Here is a 23,695-nt window from a genome sequence, read left to right as displayed (position 1 = left end):
AATAGCGTTACAATGCAGTGTTTTTGTATGACTACAAACAACTCCTTAATTTATATAAATCAGGAAAGCATAATCCTATGTCACGTCTTGCCACTCGTTTTGAACAGCTTAAATCTCAGCAACGTAAAGCGCTTGTTTCTTATGTTATGGCAGGTGACCCGCATCCACAGGTAACCGTTCCATTGCTTCACCAAATGGTTGAAGCAGGTGTCGATGTCATTGAACTGGGTCTACCATTCTCTGACCCGATGGCAGATGGCCCTGTGATTGCTTTAGCCGCAGAGCGTGCTTTGGCAGGTGGAACCAATACCTTAGATGCATTGGATATGGTGAAAGCCTTTCGTGAAAAAGACCAAACGACACCAGTGGTATTGATGGGATATTTAAATCCTGTCGAAGTCATTGGTTATGAAAAGTTTGTTGCTTATGCGAAAGACTGTGGTGTTGATGGGGTACTTTTGGTGGACTTACCACCAGAAGAGTCTAAGCAATTAGGTGAAGTTCTTAAACAGAATGGAATGGATCAGATCTTCTTGCTTGCACCTACTTCAACAGACCAACGTATCCAACATGTGGTCAATCAGGCGAGCGGCTTTGTTTACTATGTGTCCCTCAAAGGTGTGACAGGTGCAGCAACTTTAGATACCTCTGAAGCAGCAGAGCGTATTGCAAAAATTAAGTCTAAAACCAATGTGCCAGTAGGCGTTGGCTTCGGGATTAGTGATGCTGCGTCTGCAAAAGCAATGGGTCAAGTTGCCGATGCCGTGATTGTAGGAAGTGCTTTCGTTAAATCTTTTGCGACATTGCCAGCGGATGAAGCTGCGCAACAGACGGTGAATAAAGTGAAGGAGCTTCGAGCTGCGCTCGATGAGTTAGTATGAGTCAAGAGTTAACATCAGGGAAGGTTCTTAACCCTTCAACACCTTGGACTGAGCGTCATGTCCCTGGTATTCAGGTTGCAGATCAACAACAGATATTTAAAGCGACCTTTACTGAGCCTACGATTGAATGTCCTGAGTGTCATGCGCTGGTAACACGTACTGCAATGTCATTTAATGCTTATGTCTGTCCTCAGTGTGATGAGCACTTACATATGCGTGCGCGTGATCGTTTGAACTGGTTCTTTGATCAAGTCAATGGTGAGTTAGGTCAGGAATTTAATCCCAAAGATCCATTAAAATTTGTAGATAGCAGACCTTATCCAGATCGTATTCGTGAAGCACAAGACAAAACAGATGAAACCGAAGCACTTGTGGTGATGCAGGGGTCGTTGAAAGGCCTAGATCTGATTGCGTGTGCCTTTGAGTTTGATTTTATGGCGGGTTCAATGGGTACAGTCGTTGGTGACCGTTTTGTGCAGGCCGCTGAACGTGCAATCGCATTGCACCAACCGATGATCTGTTTTGCTGCTTCTGGCGGTGCACGTATGCAGGAAGGCATGTTGTCTTTGATGCAGATGGCGCGTACTGCGGCTGCAATCCAGAAAATGAAAGAAGCACGTGTTCCATACTTGGTGGTATTAACCCATCCTGTATACGGTGGTGTAACGGCATCATTGGCGATGCTTGGCGATGTACATATTGCTGAACCGAAAGCCATGATTGGCTTTGCTGGTAAACGTGTGATTGAACAGACGGTTCGTGAAAAACTGGAAGAGCCGTTCCAACGTGCAGAATATTTGCTTGATCATGGTGTGGTCGATCAAATTGTTCATCGTCATGCATTACGTGATACTGTATACCGACTTGTCGCTAAGCTGATGAATTTACCTTGAAACCACTTGCACCACATTCAACAGATACACTAACAACATGGCTCGATTATTGGGGCCATGTTCATGTTACAGGCATTGATTTAGGTTTAGAACGTGTCATTCCTGTTGCTGAAAAACTGGATGTGATGCGACCTCAAGCGAAGGTATTTACTGTCGCTGGAACCAATGGTAAAGGTTCAACCACCACAACTTTGGCTGCGATTTTAAATGCGCAAGGCTATAAGGTTGGTCTGTATCAATCACCGCATATTTATCGTTTTAATGAACGCGTTAAATTGGCAGGTACGGAGGTTGATGATCAAAGTCTGGTTGATGCTTTTGTTTTGGTGGATCAAGCCCGACGTGAATGTGGTTTGAGTTTGTCTTTTTTTGAAGCAACCACATTGGCTGCTTTTTTGATTTTTAAACAACAACAATGTGATGTTTGGGTACTTGAAGTCGGTCTAGGCGGTCGTCTTGATGTGGTCAATGTGATTGATCCTGATATTGCTGTGATTACCAATATTGGTTTAGATCATATAGATTGGCTCGGTGACACCGTAGAAAAAATCGCATTTGAAAAAGCAGGGATTATTCGTCCGAATATTCCAGTAGTGTTTGCTGGTCAGCAACAATTGCCGCAAGCCATTCAAGATAAAGTGGTTGAAACCCAAGCGCAGCTATATGCCTTGAATCGGGATTATTTTTACCAGTTCAATGATGATGGCCAAACTTGGTCATTTGCTTCTTCTGGCACAACCTTACAGCTTCCTGTTGGACAGCTAGCACTCGACAATATTTCTACCGCAGTTGCCGCTGTATTGGCGAGTGGTATTGAGGTTTCGCAAGCAGCGATTGCAACAGGTATCCAACAAGCACGTTTACAAGGTCGTTTTGAAATACGACAAATCCAAGATAAAACCGTGATTTTTGATGCTGGGCATAATGCGCATGGCGTCGAATTTTTATTGAAGCAGTTGCGAAAATTCTTAAAATACAATAAACAGTACACAGATGTTGTTGCAGTATTTTCAATGCTGGCCGATAAAGACATTCCATCGGTCACTGATTTACTAAAAACAACAGTAAAAGATTGGTTTATTGCTAATTTAGATGTGCCTAGAGCCGCACCAGTGCAACAGATACATGATGCATTGCAAGGGCAACAGGTATACGAGTTCGGCAGTATCCAGCAAGCGTTTGAAACTGTGCTGAAACAAAGTAATAACAATCAGCTGATTTTAGTCTGTGGTTCGTTTCATACTTTAGAAGCGGTCTGGGAGTATTTAGAAGAATGTCGATGAATAACAAACAACGTTGGATGGGCGGCGTTGTTCTACTCGGTGGTGGTGTTTTATTAGCTGCATTGCTGTTAAAGGGCAATGATGAAATTGAGCAAGATCACACGCAAGCTCCAGTTACTCATCCGATTCCCAAAACTGAGTCTAAACCGAAAACGGCACAGCCAGCTCAAGACAGCGAAATGGTGTCATTACAACCATTGGCTGTCGATGTGGAAACAGAAAAGCGTTTACTGGAAGAACAGCGTCGATCACGTGAAAAAGCAGTGGCTGAACAAGAAGCACGTGCAGCTGAATTCTTAAAGATGCAGCAACAGGCCGAAGCAGCAGCAGCACGTAAAGCTGCAGAAGAATATGCAGCGATTAATGCACGTCGTACTGCAGCTCAGGAAAGCTCGGATAATATTCCACCCGAATTAGTTGAAGACGAAAAAGCCAAGGCACAGCGTCTTGCTGAAGAAAAGCGTAAAGCCGATGAAAAGAAGCGTGCTGAGCAGCAAAAAACAGATCAACAGAAGTCTGATGCTGAAAAGAAGTTAGCGGAAGATAAACGTAAAGCTGATGCGGATAAGAAAGCAGCAGAAGACAAGCGTAAAGCCGAAGCTGACAAGAAAGCAGCTGAAGATAAGCGTAAAGCCGAAGCTGACAAGAAAGCAGCAGAAGATAAGCGTAAAGCCGAAGCTGATAAGAAAGCCGCTGAAGATAAACGTAAAGCTGATGCGGATAAGAAAGCAGCAGAAGAAAAGCGTAAAGCTGAAGCCGATAAGAAAGCCGAAGCTGAAAAAGCGCGTGATCTGATGGAAAATGGTGATAAAAAATGGATGGTACAAGTAGCCTTAGCTGCGAACCAAGCCAATGCAGATGCCGTTGTTTCTAAGTTGCGTGCCAAAGGTTATAAAGTGACCACTAGTCCGACGTCTAAAGGGATTCGTATTATGGTTGGTCCAGCCAAAGACCGCGATGTAGCTGATGCAACCCGTAAGAAAATTACAACGGATGAAAGCTTAAATATGAAATCAGCTTGGGTGATTGATTGGGTTCCGCTTGACCAGCGATAAATATCTAATCATCCTCTAATCAAATCAGGAACACGTCACAGGCTTTATTGGGGCTGTGCGTGTTCCATTAAAATTACAATAGGGGACTGATGAGATGATGAATACAACGATCAGAATATTAGAACAATTTGTTTTTGAGCATGATTCTGTTGTTAGTGCACTCTCTGGTGTTGCTTGTGTTGGGGAAGATCTCTATTTTGTTGGTGACGATGTCCGTTATTTATTAAAAACTAATCGAAACAATAAAATGGTCAGTGCAACAGTTTTTGAAAAAGTTCCCTTATCTGAACCGTCCGAACAAATACCACTTGTTGCATTGAGCAAAGCAAAAAAACCTGATTTTGAAGCACTAAGTTGCATAAGCCTGGATGGGCAACAGCAACTACTGGTGATGGGATCAGGTTCTACCGAAAATCGGAAACAAGCATTACTTTATAATCCATTTAACAATCAAATTAGCATTTTTCTGGATGCGATCGATTATCACTTTTTAGAAGACAGTGTCGAATTAACGGGTGGAGCTGAACTGAATATAGAAGCTGTATGTTCGGATCATCGTCATCTCTACATTTTTCAACGTGGCAACATTAATCGCCATCATGGTGTTTTAGTCTTTGATTTAGTCAAAATTCAAGCAGGAGAACCGTTAGAAAGTGCGCTTATCAACTCGCTTAATCTCAATTTGCCTGAGATTGAGGGTGCTGCAAGTGGGATTTCTGATGCCTATTTTTTTGTGGATAAAAATCTAATTGTTGCCACGGCAGCGGTTGAGCAAACCTTAAATACCTATGACGATGGGGATGTGCTGGGTAGTTTTATTTTAGTGTTCACGCCAGATGGGAACGCTTTGTCTAGTCATCTGATTCAGGATGTGGAAGGAAAAACGCTACCGATTAAAGTTGAAGGAATTACTTGGTTAGAATCGAGACCTGATGGTGAAGTTTTTTTATTGGTTACGGATAGTGATGGCGGTGATTCTGAAATTTTGAAAGTACTGCTAAACAGTTCTGCTTTTGCCAAGTCGGGAGATTAGGGGGAGCTCGGTCTGTTGATCATGCAATTTTAAACAGTCGTAGTTTGCAGGCTGGTTGACCATTTCAGGCAAGCTCTATCTGCTAAGTAGATAGAGCTTCATCTCAAAAATCAATGTTTTAACTAGATGGATTCGACAGTTGTTGTTGAATCCATTTTACATTTTCAGGCGTAAATAAGTGATCAATGTTTTTCCAGATCACATGGAAGCCATAGCCCCCCTGTTTCATTTCTTTAACTGCATCTTCAGTCGACCAGTTTTCAAAAATAATCCGATACATGGCAATGGTTGCTCCGGTACGATCTGAGCCATGATAACAATGTACTAAAATTTTATGATTGTTTTGTTTAGCTGTTTGAATCGCTTGCATGGTCTGCAATAGGTCTTGACGATTGATGGCCCATGTATAAATCGGAATATGCACTAGATTAAAAGGTTGATCTTTTAAAACTTTGGCATCTTCATTTCTGGCTCTGAGATTGATGACCGTATCAATATTATATTGTTTTAGGCTTGGAATGAGCTCATTGCTGGGCTGATCACTACGAAATACATCATTGCTAATTTGATAAAAATTATGCGTATGAGAAATGAGTGTTCCCCAATTTTTTGGGCGTTGTTCATCATCCAAACTTGGGTGTTTCATGCACCCACCAAGTGTTAATGTTGAAACAAGAGCAACGGTAATGAGTGTTTTTTTCATATGCTTTACTGATAACGATTGAATTCGACTGGATCGTGCGCACAAATTAACTCAATGCTTGGTTCATGTTGAGCTAGATATTGTAACTGTTTCAGGTTTTGCAAACGCAGTTGGTTCTCTTCCGCGAGTAATCGTTCGGTGAGGTCCAGGGCTCTGAGTTTATTTTTCGGATTGAGTTCCAAATGGGTGTAATAGGCATCACCACAGAATAGAACCCATCCATCTGCCTTTTTAATTGCAATCCCACAGTGTCCAGCGGTATGCCCAATCAGTGGAATCATCAGAATTTCATCTTGAAATAGAGGTAATCCTTTGACTTTTTGGAGGTTGAACCATGGCTCTCCATTGTTATGTTCAGCAAAGCTCCAATGACGATGTTGTTTAAATTGTTCTGTCTTATAGCGTAGTTTGCCTTTTGTTGTGAGTGATTGGGTAGCATTAAATTCCGCAGCTAAGAGATGTACGGTAGCATTTGGGAAATCAGAAATTCCACCCGCATGGTCAAAATCTAGATGGGTCACAAAAATATGTTTTACGTCACTCGGGTTAAAACCGAGTTGCTGTATTTGTTGAATGGCAGTTAATTTTAAATTCGGTACAATTGAACCGAATTGTTTGAGCAAACGGCCTAAACGTTGTTCGGTATGTAAATAATCTTGAAGCCCCAGACCTGTGTCAATTAAGACTAAACCACGATCAGTTTCAATCAATAGGCAATGACAAACGAGGTGTGCTTTCCAGCCTTTTTGTCCAAATAAAGGGGCACAAACAGGGCAGAAGCTTCCACAGTGCAGATGGTGGATATTGTAGATCATGGTGCTGTTTTTATTGTGTGGCGGATCGAATTATTCTTATAACCTATTGATTCAGGAATACCAAAACAAATTTCAATTGCACATAAAAAAGCCTATCAAATGGATAGGCTTGATGTTTGTTCTTCAATCTTTTCAGGAACGAGCGTTGCTCGTCTTTATTGCTACGCACTTCGTTTGTCTTGCACTTTGCTTGAAGCCTTTAATCGGCTTCAATCTTTTAATTCACAGCATAGCTGTTCATCTTCTTGCGAAGCTTTAGTCGCTTCTCAGGAACGAGCGTTGCTCGTCTTTATTGCTACGCACTTCGTTTGTCTTGCACTTCGCTTGAAGCCTTTAATCGGCTTCAATCCCTTAATTCACAGCATAGCTGCTCATCTTGCGTTTCGGAACGAGCGTTGCTCGTTTGATCCTCACTCAGGCTGTGGGGTCAATCGTAAATAAGGTTTGACTGCCTTGTAGCCTTTCGGGAAGCGTTGTTTGATTTCTTCCTCATCTTTCAAGGACGGTACAATGACCACATCTTCACCATGTTGCCAGTTGGCAGGGGTTGCCACTTTATGCTTGTCGGTTAGTTGCAGTGAGTCGACTACACGGAGTACTTCATTAAAATTACGACCTGTTGATGCTGGGTAGGTAATAATCAAGCGAACTTTTTTGTTCGGGTCAATAATTACCAATGAACGCACTGTTAAGGTCTCACTGGCATTTGGATGAATAAACTCATACAGCTCAGAAACTTTACGGTCTTTGTCGGCAATGATTGGAAAATTAACAGTAGTATTCTGTGTTTCGTTGATGTCTTGAATCCAACCTTGATGTGATTCAACATCGTCCACAGAAAGTGCAATGGCTTTCACACCACGCTTATCAAACTCATCTTTTAGCTTTGCGGTATAGCCAAGTTCCGTGGTACAGACCGGGGTGTAGTCCGCTGGATGGGAAAAAAGAATCCCCCAGCTATCCCCTAAAAAGCCATAAAAATCAATATCACCTTGGCTTGATTGTTGTTGGAAATTTGGGGCGATGTCGCCTAAACGTAATGTCATGATCAGTCCTCTATACATTCTTTATGTTTTCTGTCTGTATTCAATATGCAGTATTCTCCTTATAAATAAAAAGATTGTTTTTTCATTTTATTATGAGTTTTTGAGATATGCATAAGTAGCGATGCTAAAAAAATGATCAGAAATTCACATTCAAATCGATGTAAGTTAAATGCAAATTTGCTACATTAACGCATCTTTAGTGATGTGACGTCAGAATCGCCTCGCAGATTTTTTTGCCTGTTTGAATGCAAAGCACTTGTAGTTCTAATTTCTGACTCCATAATAACAGCTAAGAAAAAATTAACCGACCTAGGGTTTGTTGAAATTGACAAACCTTATAACAAACAGGATTAGAGAGTTTATTCATGTTGGCAAGTCTGATCGGAGGTATCTTCGGTACAAAAAATGAGCGTGAGCTCAAACGCATGCGTAAAATTGTTGAACAAATCAATGCGCTTGAACCGACGATATCTGCTCTTAACGATGCAGACCTCTCTGCAAAAACTCCAGAATTCAAACAACGTTTTAATAATGGTGAAAGTTTAGATAAATTATTACCAGAAGCTTTTGCTGTTTGTCGTGAAGCTGCAAAACGTGTCATGGGTATGCGTCACTATGATGTGCAGCTCATCGGTGGTATTACCTTACATGAAGGTAAAATTGCTGAGATGCGTACAGGTGAAGGTAAAACCCTGATGGGTACTTTGGCTTGTTACCTTAATGCATTAAGTGGTCAAGGTGTTCACGTGATTACAGTGAATGATTACTTGGCGCAACGTGATGCTGAGTTAAACCGTCCACTATTTGAATTCTTAGGCTTGAGCATTGGTGTGATTTACTCCATGCAAATGCCAGATGAAAAAGCACAAGCGTATACTGCCGATATTACTTACGGGACCAACAATGAGTTCGGTTTCGACTATCTACGCGACAATATGGTGTTTTCTCTACAAGAGAAAAAACAGCGTGGTTTAAGCTATGCCATCATTGATGAAGTTGACTCAATTTTAATTGATGAGGCGCGTACGCCATTGATCATTTCTGGTCAAAGTGAAGATTCATCTCATCTTTATCAGCTCATTAATAATATTCCTCCAACACTTCGTCCACAGAAAGAAGAAAAAGTGGCTGATGGCGGACATTTTTGGGTGGATGAGAAACAACGTTCAGTGGAAATGACTGAAGTTGGTTATGAAACAGTTGAGCAAAATCTGATTGAAATGGGCTTGTTGGCTGAGGGTGAAAGCCTGTATTCAGCAACCAACCTGAATTTGGTTCACCATGTGACTGCAGCGATTCGTGCACATTATCTCTATCAAAAGAACGTGCACTACATCATCGGTGTTAATCCACAGACTCAGAAAGAAGAAGTCATTATTGTGGATGAAAGTACTGGTCGTACAATGCCAGGTCGTCGTTGGTCAGAAGGTTTGCATCAAGCGGTTGAAGCCAAAGAAAACATGGAAATTCAACCTGAAAACCAAACACTTGCAACAACAACTTTCCAGAACTATTTCCGTCTATATAAAAAGCTTTCAGGTATGACCGGTACTGCCGATACAGAAGCTGCGGAAATGAAAGAGATTTATGGCTTAGACGTTGTGATTATTCCGACACATCGTCCAATGGTTCGTAAAGATCATAACGATTTAATCTATTTAAACCGTAATGGTAAATACACTGCGATTATCGAAGAAATTACCAATATTCGTCAGCAGGGTGTTGCACCGATCTTGATTGGTACAGCGACCATTGAAGCAAGTGAAATCTTGTCTTCTAAGTTGTTACAAGCGGGTATTCATCACGAAGTCTTGAACGCAAAACAGCATGAACGCGAAGCGGATATTATTGCTCAAGCGGGTAGTCCAAATGCTGTGACGATTGCGACAAACATGGCGGGTCGTGGTACGGATATTTTGCTGGGTGGTAACTGGAAAGCCAAGCTTGCCAAAATTGAAAATTCAACGCCAGAAGATGAAGCGCGTTTACAGGCACAGTGGGAAAAAGATCACGAAGATGTTTTAAGTTCTGGTGGTTTACATATCATTGGTTCTGAACGTCATGAATCACGTCGTATTGATAACCAGCTGCGTGGTCGTGCTGGTCGTCAGGGTGACCCTGGTGTATCTCGTTTCTATTTGTCACTTGAAGATGATTTGATGCGTATCTTCGCGGGTGATCGTGTGGTTGCTATGATGCGTGCAATGGGCTTACAAGAAAGTGAAGCCATTGAACACAAAATGGTCAGTCGTTCAATCGAGAATGCACAGCGTAAAGTTGAAGCACGTAACTTTGATATTCGTAAGAACTTATTGAAGTATGACGATGTTAACAACGAACAACGTAAGATCATTTACTCGCAACGTGATGAAGTATTGGCTGAAAGCACTTTACAAGATTACATTGAAGAAATGCATCAAGAAGTGGTGAAGGGCTTAATTGCGGACTTTATTCCACCAGAGTCGGTTCACGATCAGTGGGATATTAACGGTCTAGAAAACGCTTTGCATACAGATTTAGGCATTGACCTGCCTGTACAGCAATGGTTAGACCAAGATCGTCGTTTAGATGAAGAAGGTTTGATTGCACGTATTACTGATGAGGTAATTGCACGTTATCGTCAACGCCGTGAACAAATGGGTGATGAATCAGCAGCAATGCTTGAACGTCACTTTATGTTGAACTCACTTGATCGCCATTGGAAAGATCATTTGGCTGCGATGGATTATCTACGTCAAGGGATTCATTTACGTGGCTATGCACAGAAGAATCCTGAGCAAGAATACAAGAAAGAAGCATTCAACTTATTTGTAAATATGTTGGGTGTGATTAAGTCAGATGTGGTGACTGATTTATCTCGTGTTCATGTACCAACGGCAGAAGAGTTGGTTGAACTTGAAGCTCAGCAACAACGTCAGGCTGAATCAATGCGCCTTTCTTTTGAACATGATGATGTTGATGGCCTAACCGGTGAAGTAACCGCTTCTGAAGAAATTGCTGATCATACATTCCCAGTTCCAGAAAGTCGTAATGCACCTTGTCCGTGTGGTTCAGGTCTAAAGTACAAGCAATGTCACGGTAAAATCTAAGTTTTGACCTAGACGAACCTAAAATAAAAAAGCAGAGCATTTGTCTCTGCTTTTTTACGAGAATTTACTTGAGTACAAGCACACTTTGTAGTTTCATTATTGGACTTATAGATCTTGATTGAGTGCGCCTTAAAAGCGGGAAGACAATGAAAAAACCATTACAACTTTTAATTTTGGCAAGTGCGGCGGTATCTGGTTTTGCATTTGCAGATGATGCCCCACAAACCACGACTGTGGATAAAGTTTTGGCAGCAAAAGGTACCACTACTGCAGAAGCTCAAATAAAACGTGAAGTAACTACAGTTATTAGTCCGCGTACTGGCATTCGCTATACCTTAGGTGATACAGGCAATCGCCCAATCGTATTGCAAACTGCAGCAATCGCACCTGCAAACTCAGCAAATATTAACCGTATTGTGGCATCAAACCCTGCATTGTCAGCACAAAGCCAAGAGAAAGCGAAGATTGCTTTAATCGGTGAAACTGCTGTTCAGGCTGCGAATGCTGCGGCAGCACAAACGGCTAGTACACAGACAGCAAAAGCAAATTAATTACGATTTGTTTAAAAATAAAAAAGAGATGCAATTGCATCTCTTTTTTATGGAAGAATATTTTTATAAAAAACTTGGTAATAAAATTAAACCAATCAGGATGGCAAATAGTAACCACTTGGATACATAGTAGAGTGGGCGATTACGCTCTTTTAAGCCACGACCATAATGGTGGACGGCATAACCATATTTGAAAATACGGTTAATAAAACCAGTTTTGTCTTGATCATCATTCGGTGAGCTTGCCGCAGACATGACATTACGACCAAACCAATAATTCAACTTTTGTGCCCAGCCCCATTTCATTGGACGTTCAATATCACAGAATAAGATGATACGGGTTTCCTCAGTTTTGTTTTCAGCCCAATGCACAAAGGTTTCATCAAAAACGGTTGCCTCACCATCTCTCCAGCTATAACGCTCTTGATCGACTTCAATAAAGCAATCATCACTATTTGGCGTGACCAGACCTAAGTGATAACGAACAGAACCAGCATAAGGATCACGGTGTTTACCCAGATAACTACCTGATGGTAGTTCGGTAAACATCGCTGCTTTGACTGAAGGAATGCTTTCCAACAGAGCCACTGTTTTTGGGCAGAGTTGCTGTGCTGAAGGATGGCTGTCTTGATACCATTTTAGATAAAAACGTTTCCACCCACGTTTAAAGAAAGTATTAAAGCCAGCATCATTATTTTTTTCAGACGCTTTAATTTGGTTTTGCAGTTGAATTGCTTCTTCTCGAATCACTTGCCAATTGTCTTGTAAGGGCTTCAGTTCTGGAAACTGTGCCACATCAAAGAAGGGTTGGTTCGGCAATTTAGAAAAACCAGTCATGAACATGTTCACGGGCGCTAAAAATGTCGAATGGTCAAATAATTGTCGAGATGCTTTTAATCGTTCTTTGCCCCGAAAATAGGTATATAAAAAGCTGATTAAAAATACGGCAACGATAATCACTGCGTACATAACACAATCGTCTAAAAAAAATGAAGGCGGCTATTTTAGCATAAAAAATATTTGGAAGAATGCAGTTGTAAAAGCAACTTTATAAGATAAAAACTATGCAATTGAATGGTATTTCAGATGATCTGAGCGTGTATTTTTCACAGATCATCTGAAAAATAATGATTAGATCTGGTTATTTACATCATCATGTTTGGTTTCGCGAATCATTAAAAATGCGATCAACGATAAAATGGAAGCCAGACTTAAATATAAACCAACTGCGCCTAAGCCATAACTTTCTGCGAGCTTGGTGGCGATATAAGGCGCAAAGGATGCACCAAAAATACCAGCTAGGTTAAAAGTCAGTGCTGAGCCAGTATAGCGAACTGAGGTGGGGAAGATTTCAGACAGTACCGTACCAATTGGGCCATAGGTTAAGCCCATAATCGAAAGACCGATACATAAGAACAGGAATACCAGAATTGGACTACCTGAACCTAATAGCGGTGCGAAACACAATCCAAATAGTGCAGAAAGAATACATACTGCAATCGACGTATTTTTACGACCAAACTTCTCTGCAAAAATTGCTGAGAGTGGAATAAAGGCTGCAAAACATAAGGTCGCGATGAGCTGTAATACTAAGAATTCACCACGGGCATAGCCGAGCTTGGTGGTACCCCAGTTCAAGGCAAATACGGTGGTGAGATAGAACACCACGAAAGTACAGATGGCTGCAATTGTCCCAAGCACCAACATTGGTAAATGCTTGGTCATGACCTCTTTAAACGGTACATTCACTTCTTTTTGCTTGTTTAATACTTTTTGGAAAGCAGGGGTTTCATGCAGTTTTAAACGGATGTATAAACCAACTAAAACCAACACAGCACTGGCAATAAATGGAATACGCCAACCCCATGTCATAAATGCTTGTTCAGACATAAAGGCATTGAGTAGCAAGAATGAGCCTGTTGCAAGGATGAAACCGATTGGTGCACCGAGTTGAGGAAACATACCATACCAAGCGCGTTTACCCTCTGGTGCATTCTCAGTAGCAAGCAGTACTGCACCGCTCCATTCACCACCTAAACCTAAACCTTGGCCTAAACGACATAAGGCAAGCAATAGTGGTGCTGCTAGACCAATTTGTGCATAGGTCGGTAACAGACCAATACACACTGTTGAAATCCCCATGGTCAGCAAGGCAGCAACTAACGTGGCCTTGCGTCCGATTCGGTCACCGAGATGTCCAAAAATTGCTGCGCCAATCGGTCGGGCGATAAAAGCAATCGCAAAGGTCGCGAGTGACTTAAGCACCGCAGCACCATCGCTACTTTCAGGGAAAAATAAGTGTGGAAAAATGAGTACTGCTGCTGTGGCATAGATATAAAAGTCGAAAAACTCAATTGTCGTACCGACAAGGCTGGCAAATAATACTCGCGCTTTTGAATTGCTGGCCACTTCTGGGGTGGCAGTCGTAGTGCTTGACGACATACAAGACCTTCATGTTATTCATTCAAGAAACAGAATAGCGGTTGTCTTGAAAAATTCCTTTTGAATGTGCAGTTTTACTTCGAAAACTTAATGCTATATATGGACTTATAATACATAACAGTAGATTGCCAAAAAGTGTAATCCTGCGCCTAATAGCACAAAAACATGCCAAATTGCGTGGGTATATCTTACCTTTTTTAAGGCATAAAACAATGTGCCGATGGTATAAGCCAACCCACCAGCAATTAGCAGTTGTACCGCTTCTTTAGACAGATAACGTTGCATATCATCCATCACCAAAACAGCGAGCCAGCCCATGACTAAATAAGCGGCTAAAGAAAGTTTTTGGAAGCGATGAATGAATACCAGTTTGAACAAAGTACCGATCAGGGCAATGGCCCATAAAGCAATCAATAAATAATGTGCCTTGGCAGTTGGAATGGCAATACTGAGAAAAGGGGTATAGGTGCCTGCAATCAGATAGTAAATCGCGGTATGATCCAGTTTTTTATACCAATAGCGTTTACGTTCATCTTGGGCAAAGTGATACAGCATGGAACTACTGAGCAATAGTACCAAGCTAAAGCCATAGACCCATAAACTGATCCATTGCCCTAAAGGCAGGCCATAGCCTTTGATGATCAAAAAAATTGAGGCAATTAAAGCCAGTACTGCGCCAGCCCCATGACTATAGGCGTTAATCAATTCTTCTTTGGGGTCATAGTCCAGTAATGTGTTTGTGTTCATCAAGCGATCTGGTTGCATAAAAATACAACTGTATCGTAATGCAATTTCCCTTTTAAAGTAAGACGCTTTAAAATTTAGTTTCTATTTGTCAGGTTTTCATTATGTTTGCGCCGAATTTTTCTTTTGAACAAGAACAGCAGTTTTTCTTGGATATCCAGCAATCTATTGAAAATAATAGCTTTGATCGCCTGATTTTAAGTCAGTACAAAGGCGAAATGGCGCAACTAGAAAAAATGACATTCCGTGTGATTGAACTACAGGGACAGGCAAGCTTGTCTTGTTTATATCATCACACCACACAAGACATCACTAAAAACTATAGTATTGCCGAAGGTTTGGAAAAGATTGCTGAGTTATTGAGTCTGTCTAAGCAAGCCAATCTATTTAGCACTGAACAAGACGTTCAACTGAAGAAAAATAAAAAGAAAGCCATATTGAACACTCAGAAGAAACAGGCATCGACCGATAAAGTAGGGCAACAGCAGCACAATCGTGAAAAGCAGCGTTATGTACAACAGCAGAGCCCATTTTTAAAGCATCTCGGTATTACTGATGAAAAAGGGCAAATCGTTCCAAGTATGGCGCGTAAGTGGAAGCAGATTAATAAATTTATTGAAATCTTTTCACATGCCTATGAACAGATTGATGCATCACAACAAGAATTGAATATTGTCGATTTTGGCTCAGGCAAAGGCTATCTAACTTTTGCTTTATATGACTATTTACAGGCACAGCATAAAACACCGTTAATTACGGGCGTTGAATTGCGTTCGAATCTGGTTGAATTTTGCCAAAATGTTGCTGATCAAACGGGTTTTAGTCATCTGGATTTCTTTGAAGGGGATGTGCGTAGTTATCAGCCAGAAAAATTAGATGTGATGATTGCATTGCATGCCTGTGATATCGCCACTGACTTTGCTATTCATACCGGCATTCGTCTGAATGCATCCATGATTATGTGTGCACCGTGTTGCCATAAGGAACTCCGTCCACAGCTACAAAGTCCAGAGGTGTTACAGCCGATGTTGCAATTTGGCATTCATGCAGGACAACAGGCTGAAATGCTGACCGATACTTTACGTGCGTTACTGCTTAAAGCCTATGGTTATGAAACTAAAGTTTTTGAGTTTGTGTCTTTGGAGCATACCAGTAAGAATAAAATGATTTTGGCGACGAAACGAAAGGATATTCAACAACCTGATGCCAAAATCATGCAACAGATTCAAGCGTTAAAAGTCATGTATGGCATTGAGAAACAGAGTTTGGAATTATTATTACAAGATCAGATGCCAGTCGAGAATATCGGTTGTAAGTGTTAATTAAAACAGAGAAAACGATGTACCAAATCAAACAGGGAAATTGGGATCAATTACAGCATGATGCGAAATTGATCCGAACATTGGTTTTTATTCAGGAACAAGGTATTGCTGAAGCGGACGAGTGGGATGAGCAAGATGCGATCTCACAACACTTTGTCATCTATGATCAGGATCAGCCGATTGCGACAGCACGATTATTGCAAAATAATAGCGTTGGGCGAGTTGCTGTGCTTAAGGCTTATCGGGGGCAAGGGCTTGGTCAAATGATTATGCTGGATATTATTGCCTTTGCGAAGCAGCAGGGACGTGCATTCCTGCATTTGTCTTCACAAGTCCATGCGATGTCATTTTATCAGCAGCTTGGTTTTGTGGTGCAAGGGGATGAATATGATGAGTGTGGAATTCCACATATTGAGATGATTATGTCAATGATTGAACAAGTGCAATGTAAATAACCTAAATTTGGTTTAAATATTGAGTCAATTTGTTGAAAAGAAAGTACTTGACGGTGTCTTGATGACTTCTCATTCAATTTCAAGATTAGCCTTCGGCTCGACCTACCTTACGAAACGTTGTTTCTCATTTTGGGAAAAGTAGGCAAAACCTGAGGTGCTAATAGCAAAGATTTATTATCTTTGCCGCACCGCAAGGCGAAAGCTATGCTTGAGTATAGACTATACAAATTGTTGTCTTGCGCTTCACCAAAGCTTTAGTCGCTTTGGCTTGCTCAACTTGCTGATGACTTTTCCGAGTATCCTATTTTTTGTTGAGCGAAAGTAGGATAAATAAGGCTTATGGCTGCTGCTGAGTTTGGGTAGCCACTTCAGAACTCGCTGAAGAGCTATTTTGAGCATGTTCCTGTTGTTGCGCTTTACGTTGCGCGCCTGGCATATAATCAGGTTCTTGGGTCATGGCTAAATAGAAAAAGCTTAAAAAAATCGTGCTGAGCACACCAACAATGATGACAAATTTCCATCCCAATACCGTTTCTTCATTTGAATCTTTTTTTGGGGATGGTTGATTATTCATAATAAATTCCAAAAATAACAAAAAACAAAACTAGATTCTGCGCCTTTTGGGGCTGATTTGCCAAGTAGAAATTTTGAATAAGAAATTGGCTCATACTTTGGATAGGGGCGCGTAGACCGAAGATGCTGCCATCGTTAAATTAAAAAACGCTTCGCTATCCAAAGTAAAATTGGATTTATTTGAATAAGAATTAAAGTTTGTTCCAGTCTTCAATTGCCTTTAAACCTGTTTCTATCCCAACATCATAGCTATAACGGATCTTGGTCTTATTCTTTGAAAGTCGACCTGCCATATTTTTTAAATCAGGGGGGCAAACTTCCAAGATTTTTTGTTCAGAGGGGGTACGAGTAAATTCGACTGCATCGTTATAACGCTGAGTCCTCGTTAATAAACTTTGCGCAAAACCACGTTGCTGTTTAAACAGGTATTTGGCAAGCAACTGGTCGCCTTTACTGCTGGCTTTATAGTAATTCTGTGGACGTGTTCTCAACACCATTAACTTGGAAACATCATGCTGTTGGGCGGCCCAAGGTACGGGTAAGGCATCGGCAACGCCGCCATCAAAATAAGGTTCACCAAAGACTTCAACGGCTTGACGAGTCAAGACAGGAATTGAACTCGATGCTCTTAAACCTTCTAAGATATTGTCTCTAGACGCTTTGATGTAAGTGGCTTCACCTGAAATGGCGTGGGTGAGTACCATATAGAATTCAGGATGATTGGCAAACAGATGAGCTTGATTGAGCGGATGCTCTTGTTCAACCACATCCCACATCCATTTTAAGTCCAGTAAGTCACCACCTTTGAAAAAGCGACCATATTGGATAAATTCAGTGCGGAGTGAATGATCTAAATAGATTTGTAAGGTCCGACCTTGTTGGGCAGCGAGGTAGTTGGCGACATTGGTTGAACCAGAGGAGACACCGACACAAAGATCAAAGGGGTTAAATTGTTGCTGCAAAAATGCATCTAAGACACCGCTGGTGAATGCACCGCGCATTCCACCGCCTTCAACGACCAGTGCCTGACGATTTTGTTGAAGCATTGAAAATCTCGAATATCATGATAAACCCATGTTTTACACGGATTTATCATATTCGACAATAACACTTTAGTGATTGTGTTGATGTGCTTCAGTTGAGCTTGTTTCTGTTGTCACTGATGATTGTGACATTTCAGCTGGGGTAGCCGCTTTCTTTTGGTTCATTGGCATATAATCTGGTTCATTATTAATAGCCAAGTAGAAAATCACCATAAACAGTACACTGAGAACTGTGGTGATAATTAATGCTTTCCAACCCCAAGGCGAAGTTTCTGGGCAGAGTTTTTCAGACATAAGAAATTTCCAAATGATGCAAAAAAATAAAGCAGAATTGATAAAGTTATAGCATAAATTGTGATGCATTACTCAGATGTTTTGCTGTGATTTTGTCGGACACATAAAAAAGCCCGTACAGACAAGGAGTTCCATACGGGCCTTAATTGGCTTGGCTAAATCGAGATTATTGAATCACAGTATTTTGCTGTGCTTTTTCTTTCAATAACTTTGGTGGCGTAAAACGGTCACCATATTGAGCAGCCAGTTGCTCAGCACGTTGCAAGGATTTTTGAATGCCATTTTGATTCAAGAATTGAATTGCACCGCCTGTCCATGGAGCAAAACCAATTCCGAATATCGAACCGACATTGGCATCAATCACAGACTCTAAAACACCTACTTCATAGCAGCGTAATGTATCTAGTGCCTGTACAAACAAGAAGCGGTCAATCATGTCTTGTTCAGAAATAGTGTTCTCTTTCTGCCAGCGACTAAGTCCATCCCATAAATGTTTTTTACCATTTTCAGGATAGTCATAGAAGCCAGCTCCCGCAGCCTTTCCTTTACGATTCAGTTCATGAATCATGGTGTGTACCACGTCATCGACTGGAGTTTTCGGTAAATCTTTGCCTTCTGCTTGCAGGGCTTTACGGGTTTCTGCTGCGACATGTTCAGTCAAGGTCAGAGAAACTTCATCCTGAATCGCCAGTGGACCAACCGGCATACCTGCTTTTAGTGCTGCCATTTCAATTTTGGCAGGATGTACACCTTCCGCAAGTAGTCGCATCCCTTCTTGAATGAATGTACCAAACACGCGGCTGGTGAAGAAGCCACGGCTGTCATTCACTACAATTGGGGTTTTGGCAATTTGCTGAACAAAGTCGTAAGCTTTCGCCAAAGTATCAGCAGAGGTCTGTTTACCTTTGATAATTTCGACCAATTGCATTTTATCGACTGGACTAAAGAAATGTAGTCCAATGAACTTTTGAGCATCTTTACTTGCCGTTGCCAAACCAGTGATTGGTAGGGTAGAGGTATTCGATGCAAAGATTCCACCTTCAGCCAAATATTGTTCAGCTTCTTGCGTCACTTTGGCTTTTAATTCCTGATTCTCAAACACCGCTTCGATGATCAGGTCACAGCCTTGCAAATCAGCCGCATCAGCGGTTGCGGTAATCAGTGCTAAGACTTGGTCACGTTTTTCTGCCGTCATACGGCCTTGTGAAACACGTTTATCGAGTAATTTTTGTGAATAGGCTTTGCCTTTTTCAGCATTTTCAACAGAGACATCTTTGAGTACGACAGGGATGCCTTTGATTGCTGTTGAGTAAGCAATGCCTGCCCCCATCATGCCTGCACCTAATACACCTACTTTAGTCGCTTGCCATTTTGCAACTTCAGCAGGGCGGCTTGCACCAGACTTAATTGCATTGAGACCATGCCAAAAAGTACCGATCATATTTTTAGAAATCTGACCGACTGTGAGTTGCGTAAAGTAACGTGATTCGATACGCAAAGCGGTATCAACATCAACCTGTGCACCTTCTACCGCAGCCGCCATGATCGCTTCAGGTGCAGGGTAACAGCCTTTGGTTTTATCACGTAGCATCGCTGGAGCAATTGCAAGCACTTGTGCTACAGCAGGAGTTTTCGGATCGCCTCCAGGGATTTTGTAGCCTTTAACATCAAAAGGTTGCTGTGACTTAGGATTGGCTTTGACCCAAGCAATGGCTTTGTCTAACAGCTCTTGTTCGTTCTCAGCAGTGTCATGTACCAAACCAAGTGATTTTGCTTTATCGACACCAAACTGTTTGCCTTCCATCAAGAATGGAAACGCATTTTGTAAGCCAAGCAAACGTACCATACGCACGATACCGCCACCGCCTGGCAATAAGCCTAAAGTCACTTCAGGTAAACCAAATTTGGTTTTTGGATCATTGATGGCAATACGGTAATGACAGCCTAAAGCAATCTCCCAACCGCCACCGAGCGCCGTACCATTTAAGGCAGCAACAACAGGTACACCTAAAGTTTCAATCGCACGTAAGTCACCCTTGAGTTCTTCAATCATTTTGAAGAATTCAGTGGCATGTTCTGGTTGAACTTGAATCAACTCATCTAGATCACCACCAGCAAAGAAAGTTTTCTTGGCAGAACGGAAAATAATGCCTTTTAGATCCGTTTCTGCTTTGAGCTTTTGGCTGACTTCATTGAGTGAATCACGGAATTCTGCATTCATGGTGTTGGCAGATTGACCCGATGAATCAAGGGTAAGAATTACAATATTGTCAGCGTTTTTTTCGTATTTAATAGCGCTCATGTTGTGCTCCTTACACCAACTCAATAATGGTGGCGATCCCCATTCCACCACCGACACACAATGTGGCTAAGCCACGTTTTTTACCTTGACGCTCTAACTCATCCAGCAAAGTACCCAAAATCATGGCACCCGTTGCACCCAAGGGATGACCCATCGCAATTGCACCACCATTGACATTGACTTTCTCAGCTGGAACTTTGAGTTCATTGATAAAACGCATCACCACAGCCGCAAATGCTTCATTCACTTCAAATAGGTCAATGTCGTCAATGCTTAAGCCAGCTTTGGCTAAGGCTTTACGTGCAGCAGGCGCAGGACCTGTCAGCATGATCGTTGGATCTGTACCCACCAATGATGTTGCAAGTACTTTGGCGCGTGGTTTTAAGCCTTGTTCTTTGACGGCTTTTTCAGAAGCCAATAACACCACTGCCGCACCATCAACGATACCTGATGAGTTACCCGCATGATGCACATGGTTAATTTTTTGTGCTTCAGGGTACTTTTGTAGCGCAACCGCATCGAAGCCCATTTGTCCCATCATTTCAAAGCTGGCATTCAGTTTTGCCAAGCCTTCAACTGTGGTCGCACCTCGAATAAATTCATCTTTTTCTAAAATCAGTACACCCGAATGATCTTTAACAGGTACGACTGATTTATCAAAATAACCTTTGGCCTGTGCTGCCGCTGCTTTTTGTTGTGAGCCGACTGCAAAAGCATCGACATCTTCGCGGCTATAGCCATCTAAGGTTGCGATCAAGTCTGCGCCAACGCCTTGAGGCACAAAAGAAGATTTTAAGTTGGTTTCAGGATCAAGTGCCCAAGGGCCGCCATCAGAACCCATCGGGATACGTGACATGGACTCCACACCACCAGCAACCACCACATCTTCCCAACCAGAGCGGACTTTTTGTGCTGCCAAATTGACTGCTTCCAAGCCAGATGCGCAGAAACGGTTGATTTGTACACCAGCAACATCATCATTCCAACCTGCTGCAATGGCTGCAGTTTTAGCAATATCACCGCCTTGATCAGCAATTGGTGTGACACAACCTAAGACGATGTCATCGACTTTTGAAGTATCAAGTTGATGGCGTTGTTGTAATTCATTCAGTAATGATGTGAGTAAAGTAATCGGTTTGACTTCATGAAGTGAGCCGTCTTTTTTCCCTTTTCCGCGTGGTGTGCGAATGGCATCAATAATGTAGGCCTCGCTCATAGGTTTTCCTTGTATCACCTTAAAATTGTTGTTTATCGAGTGTACTCAATTTAAGTGTCAGTGCAATGATGATAAACATTGGCAAGTTTGATGCTTTTCGCCAATTTGATAGATTGCCTGAGTGATCAAGCCAAGCGTTAAATTTGGTATTTTTCTGCATGTCTTGCGACATCTTCGATTAGACTAGCATTTGGAAATGATTGATAGAAAAGATGGGCGAAAGCACATGATAATACTAAAGCGTCACTATGCTGTTATGGCATTGATCTTGTCACTTTTTGGATGTGATTCATCTGGACGGAATATTGAAAATAACAAAGCAATCGAGGATAAAAACAAGGTGAGCCAAACCCATTCAAATCAAACTGCTGATGACAAAATGCTATTGGTTTTATCTGCACCTTCTGTACATGATCCCTATTACAAATCAGCGTTTCAACGGATTGTGGATTTCCAGATTGATTATGCAAAATCGATTTTGGGCAATGACAATGTGGTCATTGTGGTAGATAAAGACACTAAGTCGTATTTCACTGGCAAAGTGCCTGAAGATATTTTATTGGTGGATGATGTGCGTGATATCTGGATGCGCGACTTCACCACGGTCAACCCAATGCAGCCTGTGCAATTTACCTATACTTGGGCGTCGATGACCAAGAAACAAAGTAAAGATGTGCAAAAAAGTTTTAGTCAGTTTGCTGATCGTTATCAAATTCAAAGAGCTAAAACTGATTTGATGATTGATGGGGGTAACCTTGTTGATGATTATGCAGGTCGTGTGATCACCACTACACGTTTTATGGAAGATAATGAGCTTAGCTATAACGAGGCTAAACAAGAGTTAAAAGCGACTTTGGGTGCAACCGAAGTTGCCATTTTAGAACCAGATGAAGAAGTGCTTGCTCATTCAGATGGCATGGTCAGTTGGGTGGATAAAAATACTTTGCTGGTGAATGACTATTCAAAAACACCAGCATTTAGAACAACCGTAATGAAGGTGTTAAAAGCTTCGTTTCCAACTGCAAAAATTGTGGAAGTGCCTGTTGAATACAAGACCAATCCCAAAGGGCAATGGGAAGGGTTTGAGTCTGCATGCGGTGTGAATTTAAATGCCACTGTCACGCATAACAATATATATGTGCCGACCTTTAATATGCCACATGATCAAAAAGCACTCACGATCATCAAGCAAAACACTTCTAAGAAAGTCATTCCTGTAAATGCTGAAAGTGTTTGTCCAATGGGTGGCAGTGTGCGTTGTCTCACTTGGCAGGTGACAGGGGAAAATGCTGAGAAACTGATTCAAGCTGCTCGAGATAAGTAATTGATTTATAACTTGCATCGACTGGTTCACAAGCCGATGCAAGTTGTTTAAACTTACATGCCTTTTGATTGTGCTAATAACAAATGAAGTTTATTAATATTATTGGTACGACAGGTTCAGGCAAATCCACGTTTGCCCGACAGTTGGCTCAAAAACAACAATTACAATATATTGAATTGGATAATTTGCTTTGGTTGAATGATTGGCAAGAATCTTCTAATGAAGCCTTGTTTTTGAAGCTGAAAATCGCCATGAAAAATGCTGCGACAGGGTGGGTCATTGATGGACTTTATACCCGCACTATTCCAATGATGATGGAGAAAGTAGATACCGTTATCTGGTTAGATTATCCCTTTTATATCAATTTATATCGTTTGACCAAGCGTACATTCGGGTGTGTGATCAGTCGGAAAAAGTTATGGGAAGATTCAAATAATCGGGAAAGTTTAAAATTGATGCTGTCCAAACAATCTATTTTTATCTGGTTAATTAAATCCTATCCGAAAAACCGAAAAAAATACTTAGCTTTGATGCAAAACACTGACCATCAGCATATTCGGTTTATTCATTTAACCTCCCCAAAACAAACAAGACGTTTTTTAGCGCATCTGAAGGTATAAATAATCATCTT

The 23,695-nt window shown here is 41.5% G+C and carries 22 protein-coding genes; 11 read left to right on the top strand and 11 right to left on the bottom strand.

What is annotated here, in order from left to right; translation table 11 throughout:
• The first annotated feature begins 77 nt into the window (after window positions 1-77).
• The 5 genes from trpA to NDN11_RS15025 all read left to right on the top strand — a co-directional run bounded on the left by trpA (window position 78) and on the right by NDN11_RS15025 (window position 5,145).
• The gene (trpA, locus tag NDN11_RS15045) at window positions 78-881 is read left to right on the top strand and encodes a tryptophan synthase subunit alpha (protein ID WP_167249863.1); all 804 of its coding nucleotides are present in this window, start codon (window positions 78-80) and stop codon (window positions 879-881) included.
• On the top strand, window positions 878-1,774 hold the full coding sequence (gene accD, locus NDN11_RS15040) for an acetyl-CoA carboxylase, carboxyltransferase subunit beta (protein WP_004802814.1): 897 nt from the start codon (window positions 878-880) through the stop codon (window positions 1,772-1,774). Before trpA ends, accD begins: the two co-directional genes overlap by 4 nt.
• A complete protein-coding gene (gene folC / locus NDN11_RS15035) occupies window positions 1,771-3,057 on the top strand; it encodes a bifunctional tetrahydrofolate synthase/dihydrofolate synthase (RefSeq protein WP_251110094.1) in 1,287 nt (428 codons plus the stop codon). Before accD ends, folC begins: the two co-directional genes overlap by 4 nt.
• Window positions 3,048-4,112 carry an SPOR domain-containing protein gene (locus NDN11_RS15030; RefSeq protein ID WP_167249857.1) on the top strand — a complete coding sequence of 355 codons (1,065 nt, stop codon included), beginning with the start codon at window positions 3,048-3,050 and terminating at the stop codon, window positions 4,110-4,112. Before folC ends, NDN11_RS15030 begins: the two co-directional genes overlap by 10 nt.
• A 97-nt stretch (window positions 4,113-4,209) precedes the next feature.
• A complete protein-coding gene (locus NDN11_RS15025) occupies window positions 4,210-5,145 on the top strand; it encodes a DUF6929 family protein (RefSeq protein WP_251111556.1) in 936 nt (311 codons plus the stop codon).
• A 118-nt stretch (window positions 5,146-5,263) separates the two neighbouring features.
• Here the strand turns inward: NDN11_RS15025 and NDN11_RS15020 are convergent, their stop codons facing one another.
• The 3 genes from NDN11_RS15020 to NDN11_RS15010 all read right to left on the bottom strand — a co-directional run bounded on the left by NDN11_RS15020 (window position 5,264) and on the right by NDN11_RS15010 (window position 7,709).
• Window positions 5,264-5,848 carry a dual specificity protein phosphatase family protein gene (locus NDN11_RS15020; RefSeq protein WP_251110093.1) on the bottom strand — a complete coding sequence of 195 codons (585 nt, stop codon included), beginning with the start codon at window positions 5,846-5,848 and terminating at the stop codon, window positions 5,264-5,266.
• Between the two features lie 5 nt (window positions 5,849-5,853).
• On the bottom strand, window positions 5,854-6,663 hold the full coding sequence (locus tag NDN11_RS15015; RefSeq protein WP_251110092.1) for an MBL fold metallo-hydrolase: 810 nt from the start codon (window positions 6,661-6,663) through the stop codon (window positions 5,854-5,856).
• A 410-nt stretch (window positions 6,664-7,073) separates the two neighbouring features.
• Entirely contained in the window at window positions 7,074-7,709 is a 636-nt protein-coding gene (locus NDN11_RS15010) for a peroxiredoxin (protein WP_251110091.1), read from the bottom strand.
• A 365-nt stretch (window positions 7,710-8,074) separates the two neighbouring features.
• Here NDN11_RS15010 and secA point away from each other — a divergent pair, with 365 nt between their 5' ends.
• Both secA and NDN11_RS15000 read left to right on the top strand, forming a co-directional pair.
• The gene (gene secA / locus NDN11_RS15005; RefSeq protein WP_251110090.1) at window positions 8,075-10,798 is read left to right on the top strand and encodes a preprotein translocase subunit SecA; all 2,724 of its coding nucleotides are present in this window, start codon (window positions 8,075-8,077) and stop codon (window positions 10,796-10,798) included.
• Between the two features lie 146 nt (window positions 10,799-10,944).
• Entirely contained in the window at window positions 10,945-11,349 is a 405-nt protein-coding gene (locus tag NDN11_RS15000) for a thioredoxin domain-containing protein (protein ID WP_167249848.1), read from the top strand.
• A 63-nt stretch (window positions 11,350-11,412) separates the two neighbouring features.
• Here NDN11_RS15000 and lpxO read toward each other — a convergent pair whose 3' ends face one another.
• The 3 genes from lpxO to trhA form a co-directional block, all read right to left on the bottom strand.
• Entirely contained in the window at window positions 11,413-12,318 is a 906-nt protein-coding gene (gene lpxO, locus NDN11_RS14995; RefSeq protein WP_167249846.1) for a lipid A hydroxylase LpxO, read from the bottom strand.
• Window positions 12,319-12,480: 162 nt separating this feature from the next.
• Window positions 12,481-13,791: an MFS transporter gene (locus NDN11_RS14990; RefSeq protein WP_251110089.1), complete on the bottom strand. Its 1,311-nt coding sequence runs from the start codon at window positions 13,789-13,791 to the stop codon at window positions 12,481-12,483.
• Window positions 13,792-13,896: 105 nt separating this feature from the next.
• Complete coding sequence (gene trhA, locus NDN11_RS14985) at window positions 13,897-14,538, bottom strand: PAQR family membrane homeostasis protein TrhA (protein WP_023271383.1); 642 nt, start codon at window positions 14,536-14,538, stop codon at window positions 13,897-13,899.
• 101 nt (window positions 14,539-14,639) lie between these two features.
• On the opposite strand from trhA, the gene NDN11_RS14980 reads away from it, so the two are divergent.
• Window positions 14,640-15,857 (top strand): class I SAM-dependent methyltransferase, encoded by a 1,218-nt coding sequence (locus NDN11_RS14980; RefSeq protein WP_251110088.1) that lies wholly within the window; start codon window positions 14,640-14,642, stop codon window positions 15,855-15,857.
• A 17-nt stretch (window positions 15,858-15,874) separates the two neighbouring features.
• Complete coding sequence (locus NDN11_RS14975; RefSeq protein ID WP_251110087.1) at window positions 15,875-16,312, top strand: GNAT family N-acetyltransferase; 438 nt, start codon at window positions 15,875-15,877, stop codon at window positions 16,310-16,312.
• A gap of 337 nt (window positions 16,313-16,649) precedes the next feature.
• Here the strand turns inward: NDN11_RS14975 and NDN11_RS14970 are convergent, their stop codons facing one another.
• The 5 genes from NDN11_RS14970 to NDN11_RS14950 all read right to left on the bottom strand — a co-directional run bounded on the left by NDN11_RS14970 (window position 16,650) and on the right by NDN11_RS14950 (window position 21,740).
• A complete protein-coding gene (locus NDN11_RS14970; RefSeq protein WP_251110086.1) occupies window positions 16,650-16,886 on the bottom strand; it encodes a hypothetical protein in 237 nt (78 codons plus the stop codon).
• A gap of 190 nt (window positions 16,887-17,076) precedes the next feature.
• Window positions 17,077-17,931, bottom strand: a complete 855-nt coding sequence (locus NDN11_RS14965) for a patatin-like phospholipase family protein (RefSeq protein WP_251110085.1) — start codon at window positions 17,929-17,931, stop codon at window positions 17,077-17,079.
• 66 nt (window positions 17,932-17,997) lie between these two features.
• The gene (locus tag NDN11_RS14960; RefSeq protein WP_251110084.1) at window positions 17,998-18,222 is read right to left on the bottom strand and encodes a hypothetical protein; all 225 of its coding nucleotides are present in this window, start codon (window positions 18,220-18,222) and stop codon (window positions 17,998-18,000) included.
• Between the two features lie 166 nt (window positions 18,223-18,388).
• A complete protein-coding gene (locus NDN11_RS14955) occupies window positions 18,389-20,524 on the bottom strand; it encodes a 3-hydroxyacyl-CoA dehydrogenase NAD-binding domain-containing protein (RefSeq protein ID WP_251110083.1) in 2,136 nt (711 codons plus the stop codon).
• A gap of 10 nt (window positions 20,525-20,534) precedes the next feature.
• Complete coding sequence (locus NDN11_RS14950; protein WP_251110082.1) at window positions 20,535-21,740, bottom strand: acetyl-CoA C-acetyltransferase; 1,206 nt, start codon at window positions 21,738-21,740, stop codon at window positions 20,535-20,537.
• Window positions 21,741-21,966: 226 nt separating this feature from the next.
• Here NDN11_RS14950 and NDN11_RS14945 point away from each other — a divergent pair, with 226 nt between their 5' ends.
• Together NDN11_RS14945 and NDN11_RS14940 are read left to right on the top strand one after the other, a co-directional pair.
• Window positions 21,967-23,064, top strand: coding sequence for an agmatine deiminase family protein (locus tag NDN11_RS14945; RefSeq protein ID WP_251110081.1), 1,098 nt, complete (start codon window positions 21,967-21,969; stop codon window positions 23,062-23,064).
• Window positions 23,065-23,147: 83 nt separating this feature from the next.
• Window positions 23,148-23,684, top strand: a complete 537-nt coding sequence (locus NDN11_RS14940; RefSeq protein ID WP_251110080.1) for an AAA family ATPase — start codon at window positions 23,148-23,150, stop codon at window positions 23,682-23,684.
• Window positions 23,685-23,695: the final 11 nt, after the last annotated feature.

The organism is Acinetobacter sp. C26M (assembly GCF_023702675.1).
Taxonomy (GTDB): Bacteria; Pseudomonadota; Gammaproteobacteria; order Pseudomonadales; family Moraxellaceae; genus Acinetobacter.
Note: the sequence above shows the minus strand (reverse complement) of the source record. Positions and strands in the feature narration are given on the sequence as shown.

Bases quoted from the DNA above. Each gene is read 5' to 3' on its own strand.
- trpA (WP_167249863.1), top strand. From the start codon at position 78: ATGTCACGTCTTGCCACTCGTTTTGAACAGCTTAAATCTCAGCAACGT.
- accD (WP_004802814.1), top strand. From the start codon at position 878: ATGAGTCAAGAGTTAACATCAGGGAAGGTTCTTAACCCTTCAACACCT.
- NDN11_RS15030 (WP_167249857.1), top strand. From the start codon at position 3,048: ATGTCGATGAATAACAAACAACGTTGGATGGGCGGCGTTGTTCTACTC.
- NDN11_RS15025 (WP_251111556.1), top strand. From the start codon at position 4,210: ATGAATACAACGATCAGAATATTAGAACAATTTGTTTTTGAGCATGAT.
- NDN11_RS15020 (WP_251110093.1), bottom strand. From the start codon at position 5,848: ATGAAAAAAACACTCATTACCGTTGCTCTTGTTTCAACATTAACACTT.
- NDN11_RS15015 (WP_251110092.1), bottom strand. From the start codon at position 6,663: ATGATCTACAATATCCACCATCTGCACTGTGGAAGCTTCTGCCCTGTT.
- NDN11_RS15010 (WP_251110091.1), bottom strand. From the start codon at position 7,709: ATGACATTACGTTTAGGCGACATCGCCCCAAATTTCCAACAACAATCA.
- secA (WP_251110090.1), top strand. From the start codon at position 8,075: ATGTTGGCAAGTCTGATCGGAGGTATCTTCGGTACAAAAAATGAGCGT.
- NDN11_RS15000 (WP_167249848.1), top strand. From the start codon at position 10,945: ATGAAAAAACCATTACAACTTTTAATTTTGGCAAGTGCGGCGGTATCT.
- lpxO (WP_167249846.1), bottom strand. From the start codon at position 12,318: ATGTACGCAGTGATTATCGTTGCCGTATTTTTAATCAGCTTTTTATAT.
- NDN11_RS14990 (WP_251110089.1), bottom strand. From the start codon at position 13,791: ATGTCGTCAAGCACTACGACTGCCACCCCAGAAGTGGCCAGCAATTCA.
- trhA (WP_023271383.1), bottom strand. From the start codon at position 14,538: ATGAACACAAACACATTACTGGACTATGACCCCAAAGAAGAATTGATT.
- NDN11_RS14980 (WP_251110088.1), top strand. From the start codon at position 14,640: ATGTTTGCGCCGAATTTTTCTTTTGAACAAGAACAGCAGTTTTTCTTG.
- NDN11_RS14975 (WP_251110087.1), top strand. From the start codon at position 15,875: ATGTACCAAATCAAACAGGGAAATTGGGATCAATTACAGCATGATGCG.
- NDN11_RS14970 (WP_251110086.1), bottom strand. From the start codon at position 16,886: ATGAATAATCAACCATCCCCAAAAAAAGATTCAAATGAAGAAACGGTA.
- NDN11_RS14965 (WP_251110085.1), bottom strand. From the start codon at position 17,931: ATGCTTCAACAAAATCGTCAGGCACTGGTCGTTGAAGGCGGTGGAATG.
- NDN11_RS14960 (WP_251110084.1), bottom strand. From the start codon at position 18,222: ATGTCTGAAAAACTCTGCCCAGAAACTTCGCCTTGGGGTTGGAAAGCA.
- NDN11_RS14955 (WP_251110083.1), bottom strand. From the start codon at position 20,524: ATGAGCGCTATTAAATACGAAAAAAACGCTGACAATATTGTAATTCTT.
- NDN11_RS14950 (WP_251110082.1), bottom strand. From the start codon at position 21,740: ATGAGCGAGGCCTACATTATTGATGCCATTCGCACACCACGCGGAAAA.
- NDN11_RS14945 (WP_251110081.1), top strand. From the start codon at position 21,967: ATGATAATACTAAAGCGTCACTATGCTGTTATGGCATTGATCTTGTCA.
- NDN11_RS14940 (WP_251110080.1), top strand. From the start codon at position 23,148: ATGAAGTTTATTAATATTATTGGTACGACAGGTTCAGGCAAATCCACG.